Raw genomic sequence first — 19,606 nt, 5'->3', positions numbered from 1 at the left:
CTTACTCTCCTCTCACATCTAGCCAGCGGTAAAGTGGGCCTTCCTGTTCTTTACCACTGCTGTTTAGAAAACTATCTGCTATATAAATTCCTTTTTTTACTTTATAAATTAAACTAATCAAAAAATCACTAAGCTGATTTAAGCGAATCTTTTGGTCAAGCTGATCATCCCAGTTATTTACCTGCTGCCACTGTTCGGTATAAATATAGGGATTAACTAATTCCTTAGCAATACTCTGCAGCCAGTCACTGCTTGAAATATCAAGTAAGAATAAATAATCAACTCCAGCCAGCTCAGGTGAAAACAAAAATTTATAAGGAGAAGCCAGGATAACTCCCGCCTCTTTTTCCTGTCCTTTAAATAGAGTTTCGGCAGCCAGAGTTCCCTCATAAATCATATTTATATAACGCTCACTTAAATCATCTTTTTGATGATGAAAGTTTTCTACCGCCTGATGAAAACGAGCAACTGATTCTATCATCTGTCTACAGGCAAAAATATCTTCCTGCGAAGGATCTAAAGGTGCTAAAACTTCACTAAAAACGAGCTGAAAGAAGACCTCAATTTCTAATTGTTCTTCCTTTTTATCCTGCAGCCAGTCCTTTAAATAATCATATTTTTCTGCTGCCTGAAAATTAATCTTATCTCTTAAATCTGATTTGTCAAGATCAATTAACTCCATACCTGAAGCTGCAATCTCTTCTGCCAGAATATATGAGCGCAGGGGGTCAAGTTCTAAGAGCAGTGAAAGAGCCTGCTGCAGAGAAGAAACTCCAACTATGTTGGTCCGCTCACAGTGAAATAAATATAATATTAAGAGGGCTCTGGCGAAGGGAATATCAATTAAACGCTTTGAGCGGTTAAAATTACTTAATTGATACCCATTTTTTTCTAAAATCTGCTCCAGACTGAAACTTAATACCTTATCTATTTTAGGAGAAATAACTGCTATCTGATCAGCTTCAACCCCTTTTTTTAAGAGAGAAATAATTTTTTTTCCGACTTTAATTAACATTTCTCCTCTTAACTCACTGTCTATCTCTTCTAATAAAAGCGGTGACTGAACTAAATTTGATTTCCTTTCCTTAACCACAGACTTTATTGCCGCAGCTAACTGACTGCTGGCTTCTGCTGCTGTATAATTTTCCTTAATTTCTATTATTTCCGCATTTGAATCAAAAAAACGTTTTTTAGCTGCTGCCGGATTTCCACCAAAAAAACGATTAAAGCCTCCGCTTTCATTAAAAGTAAAAATTCCTTTGATCTGAGCTTCAGTTAATGTTTTTATCAATTCCTGACCGGCAGGAATCATCTTCTCTAAATCATCTACCAGCAGATAATTATATTTATTATTCAAATTTTTTAGATATTGCTCGTTTTTAAGGAGATATCTGTTAAATAATGATACTGCAGCAGAATAATCAAACAAACGGTAGTTTAACGAAAAATTTCTAAAAGTCTTCATAATTTCAATTGACTGCTCTGCATATTCTTTACGTTCTTCCTCATTTTGAGTCCAGCTGAGCAGCCTCTGTTCAAGTTCTTCAAAATCAAGCATATTAAAAGCCGCCAGATTTAAATTATCAATCAGCTGGACTGCAATCTGCACCGGTCTGGCTTTAATACTGCGAAAATAAGATTTATCTTTTCTATATTTAGCTACATAATTACTCATTAAAAAATGAGATGTTTCGATATTCATAAAAGTTGGTTCAATTACCTGATTTACACCGCTGTAATTTCTTTCTACAGCCGGCCAGTGTTTATTTAACTGCTGGTTGACAAAACCAAAATATGTATAAATATTTAAATTACCCAGCATCTTTAAGTCAATTTCTTCCCGGAACTGACTGACAGAACGAGCTGAATTCAGAAACAGCAATATTTTCTCACTACCTGAGTCGGCAGCCAGTCTTTGATATTCCGCTTTTAATTTTGTAGTTTTACCACTGCCAGTACTGCCGCTGTAGATTTTATACATCTGCCAGCCTCCCCTCATTCAAAATATCAATATCTAATAAATTTTCCGTAATTTCTTTTAATAAGCGGTTTAAAGCTGATCTATATTTAATATATTTCAATAAAAAACCAGATCATCAAAAAAATCTGCATTCCCAGTCTGGATGCCGTACTGGCTACAAAAGCAAAAATGCTGCTTACAGCTAATTTAAAAGAATTCCTTTTATTTCTGCTCTGCCAGTATTCGGCAATAAAAATTAAAACAAAAGGACCAATTATAAATCCTAAAGGCCCCAGGAAAATTGTCCCTACAATCATTCCAACAACTGCAGCCATTATCGTCCTATTACTGCCTCCACGTTTTTTAATAAAATAGGCATTAGCCAGATAATCTGCCATAAATATAACTAAGGTAACCAGAATTGCCCCTGTCCAAAAATAGGGGGAATAACTTATATCAGTTTTTATTAATCTGTATAAAATAACTGCTGCCCAGAAAAAAACTGAATCCGGCAGTACCGGTAAAAATATTGCTGCAATTTCTACTGCAAATAAGATCAAGACCATAATAATTAAAAAAATCTCCAAAATGACCACTCCTAAATTATTGTCAGCTTTAAGCTGTTGAAATCAGTTTTTAAAATAATAAAAATTAATCTGCAGAAAGCTTTATTTAAAATACCTACTAAATTTAATTATAACACAAATCACAAAGAGCAAGCAAAAAACCCTGTTTTGAAAACAGGGCATTTACTTGCTCTTAAATATAATTATTTAGAATAAATTAGTTGTGAACTTTTTACTCTACTGCTGAATAACATTTAGAACTATTCAGGTTATTCCAGCCAACTATATATAATCAAATTTTAAGCATTATCAGCTACAGCTTCTAAAACTTCATCAATATCGGGTAATTCTGGAACTTCATATTCTTTTGCCCAGAGAACTTCGCCCTGATCATTAACTAGAATATTAACTCTACCTGAAATTCCTTTTTTCTTAATAAAAATACCCAGTTTTGTGGCAAATTCTCCATGGGGCCAGAAATCGGATACAAGTTTTAAGTTTTCTAAACCTAAAGTATCCGCCCAGGCACTCTTAGAAGGTACAGGATCAACACTAATTCCCAGTGGAACTGTATTATTCTTTTCAAATTCTTCGTAATTATCTTCTAATTCCTGCATCTGGTTGCGGCAGACACTGGTCCAGGCTAAAGGATGAAATGACAGCAGTACATTTTTACCCTCAAAATCGTCCAGAGAAACTTCTTCTTCATTCTGATCTACTAATTTGAATTCCGGAATTTTTTCACCTTTGTCAAATTTCAAGAATTTCATTTTTTATACCTCCTGTTAAAAAATATTAAAACTTTAACTCTTAACCTAGTTTAATTGTATAGTTATTGAGAATAAATATCAAGTGAAAATTTAACAATTACTGAGATAATTTTGCTTTAGTATTTTTTGAAATCATGATATAATATTCTATATTAACAGCTGGCTGTGGCGCAGCTTGGTAGCGCGCTTCGTTCGGGACGAAGAGGTCCAGGGTTCAAATCCCTGCAGCCAGACCATTTATTTTAAATATAAATTCATCTTAAAATATAGAAAAGCAATAAAACTCACTTGCTGTCTTTAAACAGACTGAGCTTTATTGCTTTTATTGTTTAGTTTACACTTTTAAGTATTCATTTTACAATTAAACATTAATTTTAAATATATATTTTTAGCTAATTAGTTATTTGCTTTTAACTTTTCCATTATTGAGCGGGCAATTACTATCCCGGAAACTGAAGCCTGCATTAAACCTCTGGTTATACCTGCTCCATCCCCTCCGAAAAATAAGTTTTCCACCTTACTTTCCAGATTATCTTTAACAGCAAGTCGGGAAGAGTAAAACTTAACTTCTACTCCGTAAAGAAGAGTATCTCTTCCATAAATACCCGGAGTAATTTTATCTAAAGCTTTTAACATCTCAATAATTCCTGTCAGATGTCTGTGCGGCAGGACAAGAGATAAATCTCCCGGGGTTGCATCTTTTAGAGTCGGTTCAGTAACTGAACGCTTTAATCTTTCTTCAGTAGTTCTTCTACCTTCAAGCAAATCTCCCAGTCTCTGAACTAAAACTCCTCCAGCCAGCATATTTGCAAGTTTAGCTATATCTTTACCATAAGTAATTGGTTCGTGGAATGGCTCAGTAAATGTTTTGCTCACCAGCAGGGCAAAATTTGTATTGTGAGTTTTAAGATCAGAGTGACTGTGACCATTAACTGTAATCAAACCCTGATTATTTTCACTAACAACTTCTCCATATGGTGACATACAGAAAGTTCTTACCTTATCCTCAAAAGTTGGGGTATGATATATTAATTTGGATTCATATAAATTATCAGTCATATATTCTGTTACTGCAGCAGGACATTCTACTCTAACTCCTATATCAACAGGATTAATTGCTGTCTCGATCTCTAATTTTTTTGCCTGATTGGTCAGCCATTCTGCATTTTCTCTGCCTGCAGCAGTCATTACAAAATCAGCTGTAATTGTATTACCCTCAGCTGTTTCTACTGCTTCAATTTTATCATTTTCTACAATAAATTTCTTTACATTTACTCCAAATCTAACTTCAACACCTTTTTCTTCTAAGTAATCCTGCATATTCTGTAAAACTACCTGACTGTAGCCGGTTCCTAAATGTCTTAAACTGGCAGGGATAAATTTCAATTCAGCTTTAACAGCCTTTTTTCGAATTTCATCCTGCTTATCTTCGGCAACCCCAAAAACTCTATCCGGGGCGCCAAATTCCATATAAATATCATCTGCATAAGAAATATTATCAATCAGCTGCTGTCGCCCAATATAATTTTCCAGGTTTCCTCCAATATCGGGAGAAAGTGAAAGTTTTCCATCACTGTAGGCACCTGCTCCACCCCAGCCTGATACTATTGCACAGCTGGGACAGTTAACACAGCCCATACCAGGGTTTTCCTTCATTGGACAGACCCTTTTTTCCAGATTAGTTCCTTTTTCTAAAATTAGAATATCTAAGTCTGCTTCCTTTTTTACAAATTCCATCGCAGTAAATATTCCAGTCGGTCCAGCACCAATGATAATCACATCATAATCTTTTTTACTCATTAATTTTTAAACCTCCAGGTTTTTAAAATAAAGTCTAAATATTATTTTTTAGACAAACCAATACTATAGTTTCTAGACCAAAGGTGAGATTCCTGCTTTTAATTTAATTTTTTTAAATAAAAAACCGATCCTTAATCAAAAATGACTAAAGATCGGTAGCTTGATTTGTTTATTTTATCTTATTTTATTTCTCATCAGTATTGATTAAAAGCCAATAAAAGTAGAGATTCCAAACTTAAGACCTTTAGCACTATCACTTAAAGCCATCAGATCAGAAATACCTACATTAATTTTAAAATTATCGCTGATATTAATTCCCATTCCAGCTGCCAGCTCAACATCTTCTCTTAAAGAAGAATAATTAAGTCCCAGACGCAAGGGGATAAATTTAGTTTTTCTAAATTCACTACCTATGGCATAGATATTATCATCCTGGCCGCCATCATAACTTACACGTGAATAATCAGCATAAAGAACAGTGTTTTGACTAAATTCTTTTTTGATACCCAATCTGTAAACCCGTGGAAGCTTATATGTTATTTTTTTGTTTTGCAAGGCGCCTTTGTAAGTTGTTTCCTCTAAATAATCATTATTTCCATCACTATCAGAATCTTTAGCTTCATATTTAGCTCCATCTTTATAATATTGATCGGCTGAGAGTTCCCCAATATTCATTGCACTGAAAGCAAAAGTGTAATCGTCTTCAGTTTTCATTGATAAACCAAAATCAAAAGCATTACCACTGGCTTCACCGTCTTCAGTTCGATTAGCAAAAAATTCTGCACTGCCATCATACTTTACATATGAATTATTTGGATTAGAGTTATCTATAATAGCTTCTGCATTAATTTCCCCATTACCAGCAAATTTATAAATCTCTCCTTCTAAATAGTGATAGGTAGCTCCAAAATATACAGAATCAATATTTTTAGAATTATTTGACCAGTTATTAAAAATCTCACGAGCATAACTCAAAGACACATCAGCTGTAGCTGCTGCTCCACCTCCACTTTCTTCAAATTTAACCCTAATTAACCCTTTGTCTCTTAACGCATCAAGACTTATTTCTGGAGTGTCACCTGTCAAAATCTCAGCTGCATCACTATCTGTTTCCAGCATTCCTTCTGCTCTTCCATTAACAGCCAGAGCAAAGTTTTTGTAATAAAACTGAGTTCCAAAAGCACTTCTTCCAGCTAAAATTAAATCTTCACCAGTTAGTTTGCTTTCAATTTCATCTTCAGTAAATTCACTATTCTCAAAAACATTATTCCAGACAGAAAAACCAAAGTTTGCTTTTAAAGCAAAATTATTTTCTCTTAAAGCCATTCCAGCTGGATTGGAATAGTAAGCAGCCTCACCTGTCATAGTAGAAAAGTTATCTCCCATTCCGATTGCTTCAGCATCAAGTGCTGCAGAGGCAGTTAATGCTGTTGAAAAAATGATTGTAATAGTTAGTAAAAATAATAGTGATCTCTTCATTTTTTTCCCCCTTGATTTGTTTATATTTATTATTATCAAAGAAAAAAGCCCAAAATGAGCTTTTTTCTTAATAATCTTTAATTATCAGGATTACTGCTTGCTTCCAGACGAGCCAGAATTAAATTATAGCCGTCTTCTCCGTATTCCAGCGAACGCTTAACCCGACTGATGGTTGCAGTACTGACTCCAGTTTCAGCAACAATATGATCGTATGTATAGCCTTCTTTCAGCATTCTGGCTACTTCCAGTCTCTGACCCAGCGCTTTTATTTCACCAATAGTAGCTATATCCTGAAAAAAATTATAACATTCTTCTTTGCTTTCCAGCATCAATATTGCTTCAAATAGCTGTTCCGTAAATTTATCCTTTATATTTCGGGACAAAGTTTACACCTCTTTCCTGGATATTACTCCCATTCTATTGTTCCAGGTGGTTTTGATGTAATATCATAAACAACTCTATTTACTTCTTCCACCTGATTAACTATTTTATTAGAAATTGACTGCATTACCTCATAGGGTAGACGGGCCCAATCTGCTGTCATAGCATCATCACTATTTACAGCTCGTAAAATAATAGGATAACCATAGGTTCTTTCATCACCCATAACCCCAACACTCCTGAGATCAGGAAGAACTGCAAATGACTGCCAGATATCACGATAAAGTCCAGCTTCTTTTATTTCTTCCTGCACAATCGCATCAGCATTTCTTAAAATTTCTAATTTGTCCCAGTCCACATCACCGATAATTCTGATTGCAAGTCCAGGTCCGGGAAAAGGCTGCCTCCAGACAATTTCATCCGGCAAACCAAGAACTTCTCCTATTTTTCTAACCTCATCCTTAAATAGAAAATGCAGTGGTTCTACAAGTTCCAGATTCATTTCTTCCGGCAGCCCACCTACATTGTGATGACTTTTAATCGTTGCTGCCTTTTCTGTTCCACCACTTTCTATAACATCAGAATAGATAGTCCCCTGAACTAAGTAACGAACATCTGATAATTTTTCAGCTTCTTCGTCAAAAACCTTTATAAACTCATCCCCAATTATTTTTCTTTTTTCTTCTGGATCGTTAACTCCAGCTAATCTGTCTAAAAATCTTTTTTTAGCATCTACATAAATCAAAGGAATATTAAATTCTTCACCAAAGGTTCTTTTAACCTGTTCTGCTTCACCTTTGCGCAGCAGACCGTGATCAACAAAGATACAGGTCAGCTGATCCCCAATTGCTTTGTGGACAATAGCTGAGGCAACTGCAGAATCAACACCTCCAGAAAGACCACAAATTACTTTACCCTGACCAACCTGTTTTCTGATTTTCTCCACTTCTTCGTTAATATAATCTGCCATATTCCAGTTGGCTTTAAGATCTACAATTCTGAATAAGAAATTATGCAGAATTGTTTTCCCCTGAATGGTATGATTAACTTCGGGATGAAACTGGACTCCGTAAAAATTTCTTTTAAAATCAGCCATTGCAGCCACAGCAGTTATCTCCGTTTTAGCAATAACTTCAAAGCCTCTGGGCAGCTCTTTTACATGATCACCATGACTCATCCAGGCCTGGGAGTGGTTTTCTATCTCTTTAAATAGTCTTTTCTGGCTAAAAATTTCTAAATCTGCTTTGCCATATTCACCCTGTTCTGCTTTTTCTACATGACCGCCTTCTAAGAGCTGAGCCATTAACTGCATCCCATAACAAATCCCTAAAATTGGAATCCCAAGCTCAAATACACCCTGATCAACACCAGGAGCCCCTGGAGATGTTACACTATCCGGCCCACCTGAAAAGATTATAGCAGCTGGATCTATTTTTTTAATTTCCTCCAGCTCAATATTATGGCCTCTAATAACAGAATAAACATTAAATTCTCTCACTCTTCTTGCAATCAATTGGCTGTACTGACCGCCAAAATCAAGAATCAATATCTTATCGTAATCCATCTAATTCCCCTTCCGCTTTTATTTAATAAAGTATACAGTGGATTTGCTGTCTTTGTCAAGGGTTCTGCGGCTAGATAAAATATTTTTTTGATTTAGATATTTAAAACTCCCTCCTAATTAATAGATAAATAGGAGGGAGTTAGGTTTATAAACATCTAGTAGCTCATAAACACAGCTATCTATTTAACAGCTAGTCATTTTTTAATGCAGCCTGAGCTGCGGCCAGACGTGCAATCGGCACTCTATAAGGTGAGCAGGATACATAATTTAAACCTTTTCTGTGGCAGAACTCAACTGAAGAAGGTTCTCCACCGTGTTCACCGCAAATACCTAATTTAAGATCTGGTTTTTCTTGACGTCCAAGTTTAACTGCTGTTTCAACCAGCTGACCCACACCTTCCTGATCTAAGACCTGGAAAGGATCTTTTGCAAATATATCCTGATCTAAATATTTGCTGATAAACTTACCGGCATCATCACGAGAGAAGCCATAAGTCATTTGAGTCAGATCATTAGTACCAAAGGAGAAGAAATCAGCATGAGCTGCAACCTTATCTGCAGTTAAAGCAGCTCTTGGAATCTCAATCATAGTTCCAATACTATAGTTAATATCTACACTTGAATTTTCAATAAGTTCTTCTGCTACTTCTAAAGCATCTTCTCTTAATATTTCAAGCTCCTTAGCTGTACCAACAAGAGGAATCATAATATCTGCTTTAACATCATAGCCCTCTTCTTCTTTAACTTCTAAGGCTGCAGAGATAATTGCTTTAACCTGCATTTTATAAATCTCTGGATAAGTTATTCCCAGACGACAGCCGCGATGTCCAAGCATTGGGTTCATTTCTTCTAATTCCCCAATCAGCCGTTTTAAGTCATCTACTGGAACACTCAGCTGGTCTGCCAGATTTTTGATATCTCTATCATTTTGCGGCAGGAATTCATGTAAGGGTGGATCTAATAGTCTTACTGTTACAGTCTTATCTTCCATTACCTTAAAGATTCCTTTAAAATCTTCTTTCTGATAAGGGAATAGCTTATCTAAGGCTTTCTTCCGTTTTTTCTTGCTGTCAGCAACTATCATTTCACGAACAGAAATTATTCTTTCACTGTCAAAGAACATATGCTCAGTCCGGCAGAGACCAATTCCTTCTGCTCCAAAATCAAGTGCTACTTCGGCATCATGTGGAGTATCCGCATTTGTATAGACACCCATTGTCCGATATTTATCTGACCATTTCATCAGCATCTTAAAGTTCTCTGTTAAATGGGCATCTGTAGTTTCTACTACTCCAGCATAAACTTCACCTGTACTTCCATTTAAGGATATAAAATCTCCTTCATTAAATACCCGGTCATCTACAAAAAACTGGCGGGAACTTTCATCAACCTGAATATCCCCGGCACCTGCAACACAGCATTTCCCCATACCACGGGCAACCACAGCTGCATGAGAAGTCATACCACCACGAGAAGTTAAGATACCATTGGACTTAACCATACCTTCAATATCTTCTGGAGATGTTTCTTTACGAACCAGAATTACATCTTCACCATCGGCAGCAGCTTCAGCTGCATCTTCTGAATTGAAATAGATTTTACCTGTGGCTGCACCAGGAGATGCTGCAAGTCCTGTAGCCAGCAGATCAGCTTTTTCTAACTCGTCTTCTTTAAAGTTAGGATGTAATAATTGACTGATATCTTCAGGATCTATCCTCATTACTGCTGTTTCTTTATCAATTAATCCTTCTTCTTCCATATCAACAGCAATATTTACAGCTGCATCAGCAGTTCTCTTACCGGTTCTAGTCTGCAGTAAGTAAAGATCACCCTCCTGAATAGTAAACTCAATATCCTGCATATCTTTATAATGCTGTTCTAGGGTTTCAGTTACTTCTATAAATTCATCATAAACATCAGGCATCAAATTTTGTAATTCCTGAATATCTTTTGGAGTTCTGATGCCAGCAACAACATCTTCTCCCTGAGCATTAAGCAGGAATTCTCCAAATACTTTATTTTCTCCAGTAGCAGGGTTACGGGTAAAGGCAACACCTGTACCAGATTTTTCACCTATGTTACCAAAAACCATAGTTTGTACATTTACTGCAGTACCTAAATCATGTGGTATATCATTGTGATTTCTGTAAGAAATAGCACGGTTATTATCCCAGGAACTAAATACGGCTTTGACAGCCATTAATAGCTGTTCTTCTGGTTTTTGTGGAAATTCTATGTCTTTTCTATTTTTAATTAAAGCTTTAAAATCTTTAATAATGTCTTTTAAATCTTCAACAGTTAAATCAGTATCATTATCATAACCTTTTTCATCTTTTTTATCTTCAAGATAATTATCAAATTCATATCCTGGAATTCCAAGGACAACATTACCAAACATCTGAATCAAACGTCTGTAACTATCATAGGCAAAACGAGGGTTTGAAGTTTTCTTGGCAAGCCCTTCTACACTCTTATCATTTAAACCTAAGTTTAAAATTGTATCCATCATACCAGGCATAGAGATTACTGCACCAGATCTAACAGAAACTAAGAGAGGATCATTGACATCACCAAATTCTTTGCCTATTTTTTCTTCTAAATCTTCCAAATGCTCAAAAATACTTTCTTTTAGGCTATCTTCTAACTTTTCACCAATTTCAATATAGTGAATACAGGCTTCGGTAGTTAGTGTGAATCCTGGAGGTACCGGCAAACCAATTTTACTCATTTCAGCAAGGTTGGCACCTTTACCACCCAACAGTGACTTCATTTCCTTTTTACCTTCTTCAAAGGCATAAACATATTTCTTCAACAAAACCCCTCCTTTTATTAGTTAAGATCGTTTATGATATCAATAACTAGATTGGCTGCTTCTTCGACAGCCTTTTTAGTCATATCAATTACCGGACAGCCAATTTTTCTCATTATTCTCTCAGCATAATCCAGTTCTTCATAAATTTTTTCTACTGATACATAATCTACACTATTGTCAAGTCCTAAAACCCTGATTCTTTCCCGGCGAATTTCTATTAAATCAGACGGATCAATCATCAGCCCAATAATTTTCTTTCTGGGAACTTCAAATAATTGATCAGGAACTTTAGAACCTTTAACCAGCGGAATATTAACAACTTTGTAATTTTTATGAGCAAGATACATACTTAAAGGAGTTTTTGAGGACCGTGAAACTCCAATTAAAACTATATCTGCTTTTAAAATTCCGCGTGGATCTTTACCATCATCATATTTTACAGCAAATTCTACAGCTTCTACTCTTTTAAAATAATCTTCATCAAGTTTGCGAATAACTCCAGATTCCCTTACAGGTTCCTTATCCAAAAATTTAGTAAAAGTCTCCAGACAGGGATCCATAACATCAATATAGGGGACCCCTTTTTTTTCGCATTTTTGCCGCAGATATTCAGATATTTCTTTATTAACAATGGTATAGACAAAAATTGAATTTTCTGAATTAAGGTTTTCTATAATATTATCAACTTTTTCTTTGCTTTCAACATAAGGATATTTCTTAATATCATAATCTGTATCTTTATACTGTTCTGCTGCAGCTCTTGCCACCTGTTCTGCAGTTTCTCCTACAGAGTCTGATAATACATAGACTAAGAAATTTTTTTTCATATAATCACCTTATCCTACTGAGCTTTTTTTATGAATTGTCTTTACTCCTTATCTTTTTACTACCACCACCTGTATTTTATCTCTATTTTTTGAAAAATAAACCTTCTCTTTTCGCGAAAAATTGTGAAAATTTAAAGCAAAGTATTTAATAGATAACTTATTGCCTCTCTTATTTTATTCAAACAACTACATTTTAAAGGAATTATTATAATGAAAAACTTTAATTTAAACTTTCACAGCTAAATAGTTTTCTCTTATTAATATTTATTCTCTGTCCATTAAAAAAATCCTTTTTTAAAAGCAGAAAAATTTTCACTGACTCTTCATTTTATTACGGATGGTCGAGTCAGCATTAGGATATCGAATCCGTCACTCTAACTCTTCATTTTATTACGGATGGTCGAGTCAGCATTAGGATATCGAATCCGTCACTCTAACTCTTCATTTTATTACGCATGGTCGAGTCAGTATTAGGATATCGAATCCGGCACTCTAATTCTTCATTTTATTACGGATGAACAAGGTTATTTTTATTTTGATAAATAGAAAAAAGGATGCATTCTCTAATCAAAGAGAATACACCCCTGAATTTTACAATTAACTTATTGAGTGGTTCGGGCTTACATCATACCGCCCATTCCACCCATACCGCCCATGCCGCCCATTCCTCCGGGCATGCCACCAGGCATTCCGCCACCATTGCCATCATCATCATCGTCGCTGTTATCAGCAACAAGGCATTCGGTGGTTAAGAGCATGGAAGCAGCACTTGCCGCATTCTGTAAGGCAGAACGTGTAACTTTTGCTGGATCAATAATACCAGCCTGAATCATGTTTACATATTCACCTTTTAATGCATCAAAACCAATTCCTGCTTCTTTTTCTTTAACTCTTTCTACTACAACAGATCCTTCGTGACCTGCATTATTTGCAATCTGCTTTATTGGAGCTTCCAGAGCTTTGCGGACAATATCCACACCAGTTCCTTCGTCTCCTTCTAAATTAAGGTCATCAAGAGCAGACATAACTTCTAGATATGTTGTACCTCCACCTGCAACCAGACCTTCTTCTACAGCTGCTCTGGTAGCAGATAAAGCGTCCTCAATTCTATGCTGTTTTTCTTTTAGCTCAGTTTCTGTAGCTGCACCAACTTGAATTACAGCAACTCCACCGGCTAGTTTAGCTAATCTTTCCTGAAGCTTTTCTCTATCAAAATCAGAAGTAGTAGTCTCAATCTGCTTTCTTAACTGAGAAATTCTATCCTTAATCTTTTCTTTATCTCCATTACCTTCAACAATAGTTGTATCATCTTTAGTAATAGTCACTTTATGAGCCTGACCTAAATCATTAATGCTTGCATTTTCAAGCTTTAAGCCAAGATCTTCAGTAATTAGAGTACCACCAGTTAAAACTGCAATATCTTCTAACATTGCTTTACGGCGGTCACCAAATCCAGGTGCTTTAACAGCAACACAGTTAAATGTTCCACGAATTTTATTAACTACTAATGTAGCTAGAGCTTCACCTTCAACTTCTTCTGAAATAATCATCAAACTCTTACCTGACTGAGCAACCTGTTCTAATAATGGTAAAATATCCTGAATGCTGGAAATCTTCTTATCAGTAATTAAAATATATGGATCTTCTAAAGAAGCTTCCATTGTATCAGTATCAGTTACCATATATGGAGATGAGTATCCACGATCAAACTGCATACCTTCTACAACTTCTAAGGAAGTCCCCATACTTTTTGATTCTTCAACAGAAATAACTCCGTCCTGACCAACTTTTTCCATTGCTTCTGCAATTAAGTTACCTACTTCTTCATCATTACCAGCAGAAATTGTAGCAATCTGAGACACAGCTTCTTTTCCTTCTACTGGTCTTGCAACTGAAGCTATCTCATCAGTTAATTTTTCTACTGCTTTTTGAATACCTCTTTTTAGAAGCATTGGGTTAGCACCAGCTGCTACATTTTTAAATCCTTCTTTTAAAATTGCTTCTGCTAATACTGTTGCAGTAGTTGTACCATCACCAGCAACATCATTAGTTTTAGTGGCCACCTCTTTTACTGCCTGGGCACCCATATTTTCATAACGATCTTTAAGTTCTATTTCTTTGGCAATACTTACTCCATCATTAGTAATTGTAGGAGCACCAAAGCTCTTTTCTAAAAGTACATTACGTCCTTTAGGACCAAGAGTTACCTTTACTGCATTTGCTAAACGAGAAACTCCGCTTTCTAACTTGCGGCGTGCATCTTCACCGAACTTTAATTGTTTTGGCATCTAAAACCCTCCTGTATAGTTAAAACTGATTTTTTAAGTAAAAATTTAAAATTTAATGTTCAGATTTATTTAACAGTAAAATAAACTAGCATTCAAAATCTATCAGATGCTAGTCAATAACTGCTAAAACATCTTCGATTGAAAGAATAATATATTCTTCAGAATCAACTTCTACCTTTGTTCCAGCATATTTGTCAAAGACTACTGTATCTCCTACAGCTACTTCTGCTTCTTCGCCTTCCGGAGCAATATTTTTGCCTACAGCAATGATTTTTGCCTGCTGTGGTTTTTCATCTTTTTTTGCTGTATCAGGAAGTACAATTCCTCCCTTAGTTTTTTCTTCACCTTCATCTTTTTCTACATGTTTTACTACAACTCTGTCATTTAGCGGTTTAATACTCATTTAAAAATAACCCCCTTCTAATATGATATTCTTTTATAGTAATTAGCACTCATTTGAGTCGAGTGCTAATAAGCACTGTAAACATAATATCTAAGTCAGAAAGGAAAATCAAACTCTCTAAAAGACTATTAATTACTATCTAAAACAATTAAAGACTCTTAGACTAGTTTAAGTCTCTAAATCTTTGAAAAGCATTAAATGTTTTTCTAATGGACTGCAATCATGTTTTTTTAATATTATTAAATCAATATAACTTTTGTTCCAAATTCATCTTCTAATTGACTATAATGGTTTCCCAGTAGATCATTCCCATAGTAATCAAAGATTATTTCTGGTAAAATTAAACGTTCAATTTTATTTTCAAGACTACTTAAAGCTTTAATTAAATCCTGATTAGTTAACAATCCGGCAGCAATAATTGAACCTCCAAAAAAATTATTTTCTGTCTGCAGCAGTTCTAAATTATGATTTGAATTTAAATAAGGCTGTAAAAATTCTTTTAAAAAATCATAGGCCAGCCGGGAACAAAGAATTACAGTTAAATAATTATTCTGTTCTTTCTTACTTTCTTCAGCATAAGCCTTCAATTTTCTTTTTTGTTCCAGACTTAAATCGTAAGACATTATTAGACCAGAACTTTGATTTTTTTCTTTACTGACAATTGCTGACATCTTTTTATTTGCTCTTAGAAATTCTATCTCAGGATTTAAAGCAGACTTAATTTTATAAAAAGCATCAACTCTGCTTTCAACTTGCCGCTGATTAACTTTAGTAATTATATCTTTCTCTTTTAAACCGGCAGCTTCGGCAGCTGAATCAGTCATTACAGCATTAACTTCTGCCTGCAGAGAAGAAATCTGCTGGGGCTCAATAATAATCGGATAAGAATATTTATCTCTTTTTTTAGCAATGAATTGGGCCAGCTGATGATATTGATTTTGATCAATAATTAAATTTTCTGCTGCATAACTGCTAAAACCGGCGATGAATACCCTCAGACTCCGGGGAAGATATTTTTCTAAAAAATCAAATGTTCTATTTAAATATTCAAATCCCTGCAGCTGATGCATCGAAACAATACTTGCTTCAAAATCAATCTTGTATTCTCTCAACTTCGGAATTACTTTAAAAACATTATCCGGACGAGAATCATTCATTAAAAAAACCCGTTCCTCAGGAGCGGGGGCATTTAAAGAAATATTTAATTCTAGGGGATCTAAATTTTTCAATGCTGCTATTTGACTCAGATCCAAAAATGAGCCGCTGGTAGTAATTTTGATTTCAATTTCTGGCCAGCGCTGACGCAGATATTTGAGAACTTGATAAATCTCAGGATGAACAAAAGGCTCTCCCTCTATAATCTTGCTGGCTGATTCTCCTATAAAAACAGCCCGCTCTGGATCCAAAAATTCAATCATGGTTTTAATTAATTCCAGCTCTAGATGGCCAAAACTGTAAGTTTCAACCTGAGGCGGATTATTTTTATGACTGCAAAAGATACAGTTTAACTTACAGATTGAAGTTATGGGTAGAATATTATCTTCTTTAACTGTTTTAAAAAGTATTTCTTCTCTGCTTCGTTTGTTTTTCAATTTAATCACCTACAATTTCAAAGATGGTTCTGCACTGAGGCTTAAAGGGGCAAAATCACGCTCAAGATACTGATAATATGCAACTGCTCCAATCATAGCAGCATTGTCAGTACAGAGTTCTAAGGGAGGATAATATAACTCTAAATTATGTTCTTTTAGTCTTTCGGCTATTACTTCTCTAAGCCGCTGATTGGCTGCAACCCCTCCGGAGATAACAACACTCTCAACCTTATATTCCTGAACAGCTTTAATCAAATTAGAGGCCAAACTGTCAACAACAGCTTCCTGAAAACTGGCTGCCAGATCATTTTGGTCAATCTCATTTCCCCGCTGTTCTTCATTGTTTACATAATTCATTACAGCCGTTTTTAAACCACTGAAACTAAAATCATAACTGTCACCTAAATCAGCTCTGGGAAAATAAATAGCAGTTTTGTTTCCGGAAAGGGCCGCTTTTTCTATAGCCGGACCACCAGGATAACCCAGTCCCAGAAAACGAGAAATCTTATCAAATGCTTCACCTGCAGCATCATCTATAGTGCGTCCTAAAATCTGGTAGCCCCTTAAATCTTCAAAATATAATAAATCTGTATGACCTCCAGAAATTGTTAAACAAATAAGAGGTTTCTCTATCTCGGGATTGGCAATAAAATTGGCATATATATGTCCGGCAATATGGTTAACGCCAATCAAGGGTATATTCAAAGCCAGAGAAACAGTTTTAGCTGCAGTCAAAGTCACTAAAAGTCCACCAACCAGTCCCGGACCATAAGTGGAAGCAACTGCATCTAAATCCTTAAATTCAATTCCGGCTTCAGCCAGAGCCTGATCAATTACCGGCAGCAGCAGTTCCAGATGCTTACGGGAGGCAATCTCTGGCACCACTCCTCCAAACTTTTTATGTAAATCAACCTGAGAAGAAACAACATTAGATAATATCTCCAACCCATTTTTATTAACTGAAGCTGCTGTCTCATCACAGGAACTCTCCAGAGCCAGTATATAAATATCTTCGTCTTTATCTTTTAATTTATTCTTATAATTCACTTTCTCCACTCCCATATTATTTGCTGCCATATTTCTGCTGCCAGTTAATTTCTGCCTGAGGTATTTTAAGATAGGCGGGTTTGAGCTGATAAATATCATCAGCCTGACCGGAACATATATAATCTCCTCCCAATCTTGCTAATACTGCTGCTCGAGGAAGATTCTTTTCTGCCTCAAAAATCCTGGTTTTAAAGTTATTCTCTACCAGTAGCTCTCTAACTTCAGCGGTCTTTTCTCCAATAATTGAAATTTCTTGATTTTGATATTCATTCAAAATTTGAGGCAGCTCAGAAATGCCGGCACTTGCTGCTTTTTTAACTTCTTTCAAAAAATTATTATCTTTATTCCCATTTCTCTGATAAAAAGAATAATAAACTCTTTTTCGTCTGGCATCAAGCAGAGGTAGGATATATTCTCCTTCAGCCCCGGCTGCCATAATCTCTAGAGTAGAGATTCCTTTAACTGGAATCGAAAATATTCTCCCCAGCACTTTGGCTGTAGTAATTCCAATCCGCAGCCCGGTAAAAGAACCTGGACCAACAGCCACAGCTATTCCGTCAAGATCTCCAGCTTCAACACCAAGCAGCTCAAAAATTTCTTCTATTAAAGGCAGCAGTTTTTCGCTGTGCTGCCTTTTTAAACTCAAATTATATTCTCCCTTAAGCTGACCGGAATCCATTAAAGCCAGTCCTAAAATATCTGTAGAAGTATCAATTCCTAAAATTAACATGCTTTATTCAACCTTTCTATTAACAATCTGCTCTGTTCTCCTTCCCCCCGAACAGTAATTTTTCTCTGCTCAGCAGAAATCTTTTCCAGATTTATAAAAATAAAATCAGCCGGAATTAAAGGTAGGGCAAGTTCCGGCCATTCTATAAATATCACTGCATTTCTATTTAAATAATCTTCAAAACCAATATCTAATAATTCATCACTGCTGTTAAGTCGGTAAAGATCCATATGAATAATTTCGACTTCAGCCTGATACTCCTGAACCAGATTAAAAGTAGGACTTGTAACATCTCCCTGATAACCCAGAGCAGAAACTGCGGCTTTAATAATTAAAGTTTTTCCCGTACCCAGCTCACCCTTAAGTAAAACTAAAGTTGGAATTTCAATTAATTCTGCCAGTTCTCTCCCAAAGTCTTTAGTTTCAGCAGGTGATTCAGTGATAATTGAATAACTGCTCTTCATTTATTTCCCCAGCTCCTCAGATCGCTCAACTGCTGTTTTAACAGCCTTAATAACAGCTGAACGGAATGCATTACTCTCCAGCTCAGAAACACCAGCAATTGTAGTTCCGGCCGGAGAACAGACCATATCTTTTAATTCAGCGGGATGTTTACCTGTACTTAAAACCATCTCAGCTCCCCCTTTAACTGTCTGCGCAGCCAGTTTTAGAGCAGTCTGACGATCAAGTCCATTTAATACTCCTGCATCAGCTAAAGCTTCTATAAAAAGGTAAACATAAGCAGGACCACTGCCGCTAAGACCGGTAACTGCATCCATTTCGCCTTCTTTAACCTCTGCTGTTTTCCCCAGAGCTCTGAATATTTTTTCTACAAAGGCTTTCTCATCTGCCTCAACAGGTGGAGAATAATAAAGTGCACTCATCCCCTGAGCCACTAAAGCCGGAGTGTTAGGCATAACTCTTATTATTTTGGCATTTGAGCCAAAATACTGGGAAAGCAAATCCGTCTTAATTCCTGCTGCTATTGAAATAATAACTTTCGCAGCAGCATCTTTTTTGATATCTTCCAGCACAAATTTAATTATCTGTGGTTTAACAGCCAGAATAATGTAATCTGCTTTCTGAACTGCCTCCTGATTGTCAGCTGTAATTTCTATTCCTGAAAACTCATCCTGAAGTTTAAAATCTGGTTCAGCAAACTTTTTGTCTGCTGCTATAATATTTTCAGGCGTAATTATATTCTGTTTTAAAATGCCACTTATAATAGCCTGGCCCATGTTGCCCAGGCCAATAATTGCTAATTTCATCTAAAAGTCCTCCTCCAGCTTACTCGTACTGTAAAATATTTTTGAACATTTTTCAGTCTAAACCTTGTTATATCAACAATCTATATTTAAAACTTGCCAACCTCCCCTTTTCAAGGTAT

At 35.7% G+C, this 19,606-nt stretch carries 16 protein-coding genes and 1 tRNA gene; 1 reads left to right on the top strand and 16 read right to left on the bottom strand.

The genetic code is table 11. The features are described from left to right. Position 1 precedes the first annotated feature (1 nt). The 3 genes from C7958_RS10770 to C7958_RS10760 form a co-directional block, all read right to left on the bottom strand. Positions 2-1,981, bottom strand: a complete 1,980-nt coding sequence (locus C7958_RS10770; RefSeq protein ID WP_111572684.1) for a UvrD-helicase domain-containing protein — start codon at positions 1,979-1,981, stop codon at positions 2-4. An 86-nt stretch (positions 1,982-2,067) separates the two neighbouring features. Further along, complete coding sequence (locus C7958_RS10765) at positions 2,068-2,556, bottom strand: DUF456 domain-containing protein (protein ID WP_258394141.1); 489 nt, start codon at positions 2,554-2,556, stop codon at positions 2,068-2,070. A 269-nt stretch (positions 2,557-2,825) separates the two neighbouring features. Further along, on the bottom strand, positions 2,826-3,296 hold the full coding sequence (locus C7958_RS10760; protein WP_166668527.1) for a redoxin domain-containing protein: 471 nt from the start codon (positions 3,294-3,296) through the stop codon (positions 2,826-2,828). 159 nt (positions 3,297-3,455) lie between these two features. Between C7958_RS10760 and C7958_RS10755 the strand changes: the two genes are divergently transcribed. Then, positions 3,456-3,532, top strand: a tRNA-Pro gene (locus C7958_RS10755). 160 nt (positions 3,533-3,692) lie between these two features. Here C7958_RS10755 and C7958_RS10750 read toward each other — a convergent pair. The 13 genes from C7958_RS10750 to proC form a co-directional block, all read right to left on the bottom strand. After that, positions 3,693-5,096 (bottom strand): NAD(P)/FAD-dependent oxidoreductase, encoded by a 1,404-nt coding sequence (locus C7958_RS10750; RefSeq protein ID WP_111572682.1) that lies wholly within the window; start codon positions 5,094-5,096, stop codon positions 3,693-3,695. A gap of 204 nt (positions 5,097-5,300) precedes the next feature. Continuing rightward, a complete protein-coding gene (locus tag C7958_RS10745) occupies positions 5,301-6,575 on the bottom strand; it encodes a hypothetical protein (protein WP_111572681.1) in 1,275 nt (424 codons plus the stop codon). 77 nt (positions 6,576-6,652) lie between these two features. Continuing rightward, positions 6,653-6,958, bottom strand: a complete 306-nt coding sequence (locus C7958_RS10740) for a YerC/YecD family TrpR-related protein (RefSeq protein WP_111572680.1) — start codon at positions 6,956-6,958, stop codon at positions 6,653-6,655. A gap of 23 nt (positions 6,959-6,981) precedes the next feature. Then, positions 6,982-8,520 carry a glutamine-hydrolyzing GMP synthase gene (gene guaA, locus C7958_RS10735; protein ID WP_111572679.1) on the bottom strand — a complete coding sequence of 513 codons (1,539 nt, stop codon included), beginning with the start codon at positions 8,518-8,520 and terminating at the stop codon, positions 6,982-6,984. A gap of 190 nt (positions 8,521-8,710) precedes the next feature. Further along, on the bottom strand, positions 8,711-11,335 hold the full coding sequence (gene ppdK / locus C7958_RS10730; RefSeq protein ID WP_166668528.1) for a pyruvate, phosphate dikinase: 2,625 nt from the start codon (positions 11,333-11,335) through the stop codon (positions 8,711-8,713). Between the two features lie 14 nt (positions 11,336-11,349). After that, positions 11,350-12,159, bottom strand: coding sequence for a pyruvate, water dikinase regulatory protein (locus C7958_RS10725; protein WP_111572677.1), 810 nt, complete (start codon positions 12,157-12,159; stop codon positions 11,350-11,352). 620 nt (positions 12,160-12,779) lie between these two features. Beyond that, complete coding sequence (gene groL / locus C7958_RS10720) at positions 12,780-14,447, bottom strand: chaperonin GroEL (protein ID WP_111572676.1); 1,668 nt, start codon at positions 14,445-14,447, stop codon at positions 12,780-12,782. A gap of 109 nt (positions 14,448-14,556) precedes the next feature. Then, on the bottom strand, positions 14,557-14,850 hold the full coding sequence (locus C7958_RS10715) for a co-chaperone GroES (RefSeq protein ID WP_111572675.1): 294 nt from the start codon (positions 14,848-14,850) through the stop codon (positions 14,557-14,559). A gap of 239 nt (positions 14,851-15,089) precedes the next feature. Continuing rightward, positions 15,090-16,451 carry a DUF512 domain-containing protein gene (locus C7958_RS10710; RefSeq protein WP_258394140.1) on the bottom strand — a complete coding sequence of 454 codons (1,362 nt, stop codon included), beginning with the start codon at positions 16,449-16,451 and terminating at the stop codon, positions 15,090-15,092. Beyond that, positions 16,452-17,504, bottom strand: coding sequence for a tRNA (adenosine(37)-N6)-threonylcarbamoyltransferase complex transferase subunit TsaD (gene tsaD / locus C7958_RS10705; protein WP_111572722.1), 1,053 nt, complete (start codon positions 17,502-17,504; stop codon positions 16,452-16,454). Between the two features lies 1 nt (position 17,505). Then, the gene (gene tsaB / locus C7958_RS10700; protein ID WP_111572673.1) at positions 17,506-18,219 is read right to left on the bottom strand and encodes a tRNA (adenosine(37)-N6)-threonylcarbamoyltransferase complex dimerization subunit type 1 TsaB; all 714 of its coding nucleotides are present in this window, start codon (positions 18,217-18,219) and stop codon (positions 17,506-17,508) included. Beyond that, positions 18,213-18,683 carry a tRNA (adenosine(37)-N6)-threonylcarbamoyltransferase complex ATPase subunit type 1 TsaE gene (gene tsaE / locus C7958_RS10695; RefSeq protein WP_111572672.1) on the bottom strand — a complete coding sequence of 157 codons (471 nt, stop codon included), beginning with the start codon at positions 18,681-18,683 and terminating at the stop codon, positions 18,213-18,215. Before tsaE ends, tsaB begins: the two co-directional genes overlap by 7 nt. Then, complete coding sequence (gene proC, locus C7958_RS10690) at positions 18,684-19,487, bottom strand: pyrroline-5-carboxylate reductase (RefSeq protein ID WP_111572671.1); 804 nt, start codon at positions 19,485-19,487, stop codon at positions 18,684-18,686. It abuts the gene before it with no gap. Between the last annotated feature and the right edge of the window lie 119 nt (positions 19,488-19,606).

Origin of the sequence: Halanaerobium saccharolyticum (genome assembly GCF_003259895.1) — a bacterium.
In the GTDB taxonomy this organism is placed as follows: domain Bacteria; phylum Bacillota; class Halanaerobiia; order Halanaerobiales; family Halanaerobiaceae; genus Halanaerobium; species Halanaerobium saccharolyticum_A.
The sequence above is the reverse complement of the archived record's forward strand: the minus strand, read 5'-3'. Positions and strand labels throughout refer to the sequence as shown.

Bases quoted from the DNA above. Each gene is read 5' to 3' on its own strand.
- C7958_RS10770 (WP_111572684.1), bottom strand. From the start codon at position 1,981: ATGTATAAAATCTACAGCGGCAGTACTGGCAGTGGTAAAACTACAAAA.
- C7958_RS10760 (WP_166668527.1), bottom strand. From the start codon at position 3,296: ATGAAATTCTTGAAATTTGACAAAGGTGAAAAAATTCCGGAATTCAAA.
- C7958_RS10750 (WP_111572682.1), bottom strand. From the start codon at position 5,096: ATGAGTAAAAAAGATTATGATGTGATTATCATTGGTGCTGGACCGACT.
- C7958_RS10745 (WP_111572681.1), bottom strand. From the start codon at position 6,575: ATGAAGAGATCACTATTATTTTTACTAACTATTACAATCATTTTTTCA.
- guaA (WP_111572679.1), bottom strand. From the start codon at position 8,520: ATGGATTACGATAAGATATTGATTCTTGATTTTGGCGGTCAGTACAGC.
- C7958_RS10725 (WP_111572677.1), bottom strand. From the start codon at position 12,159: ATGAAAAAAAATTTCTTAGTCTATGTATTATCAGACTCTGTAGGAGAA.
- groL (WP_111572676.1), bottom strand. From the start codon at position 14,447: ATGCCAAAACAATTAAAGTTCGGTGAAGATGCACGCCGCAAGTTAGAA.
- C7958_RS10715 (WP_111572675.1), bottom strand. From the start codon at position 14,850: ATGAGTATTAAACCGCTAAATGACAGAGTTGTAGTAAAACATGTAGAA.
- tsaD (WP_111572722.1), bottom strand. From the start codon at position 17,504: ATGGGAGTGGAGAAAGTGAATTATAAGAATAAATTAAAAGATAAAGAC.
- tsaB (WP_111572673.1), bottom strand. From the start codon at position 18,219: ATGTTAATTTTAGGAATTGATACTTCTACAGATATTTTAGGACTGGCT.
- tsaE (WP_111572672.1), bottom strand. From the start codon at position 18,683: ATGAAGAGCAGTTATTCAATTATCACTGAATCACCTGCTGAAACTAAA.
- proC (WP_111572671.1), bottom strand. From the start codon at position 19,487: ATGAAATTAGCAATTATTGGCCTGGGCAACATGGGCCAGGCTATTATA.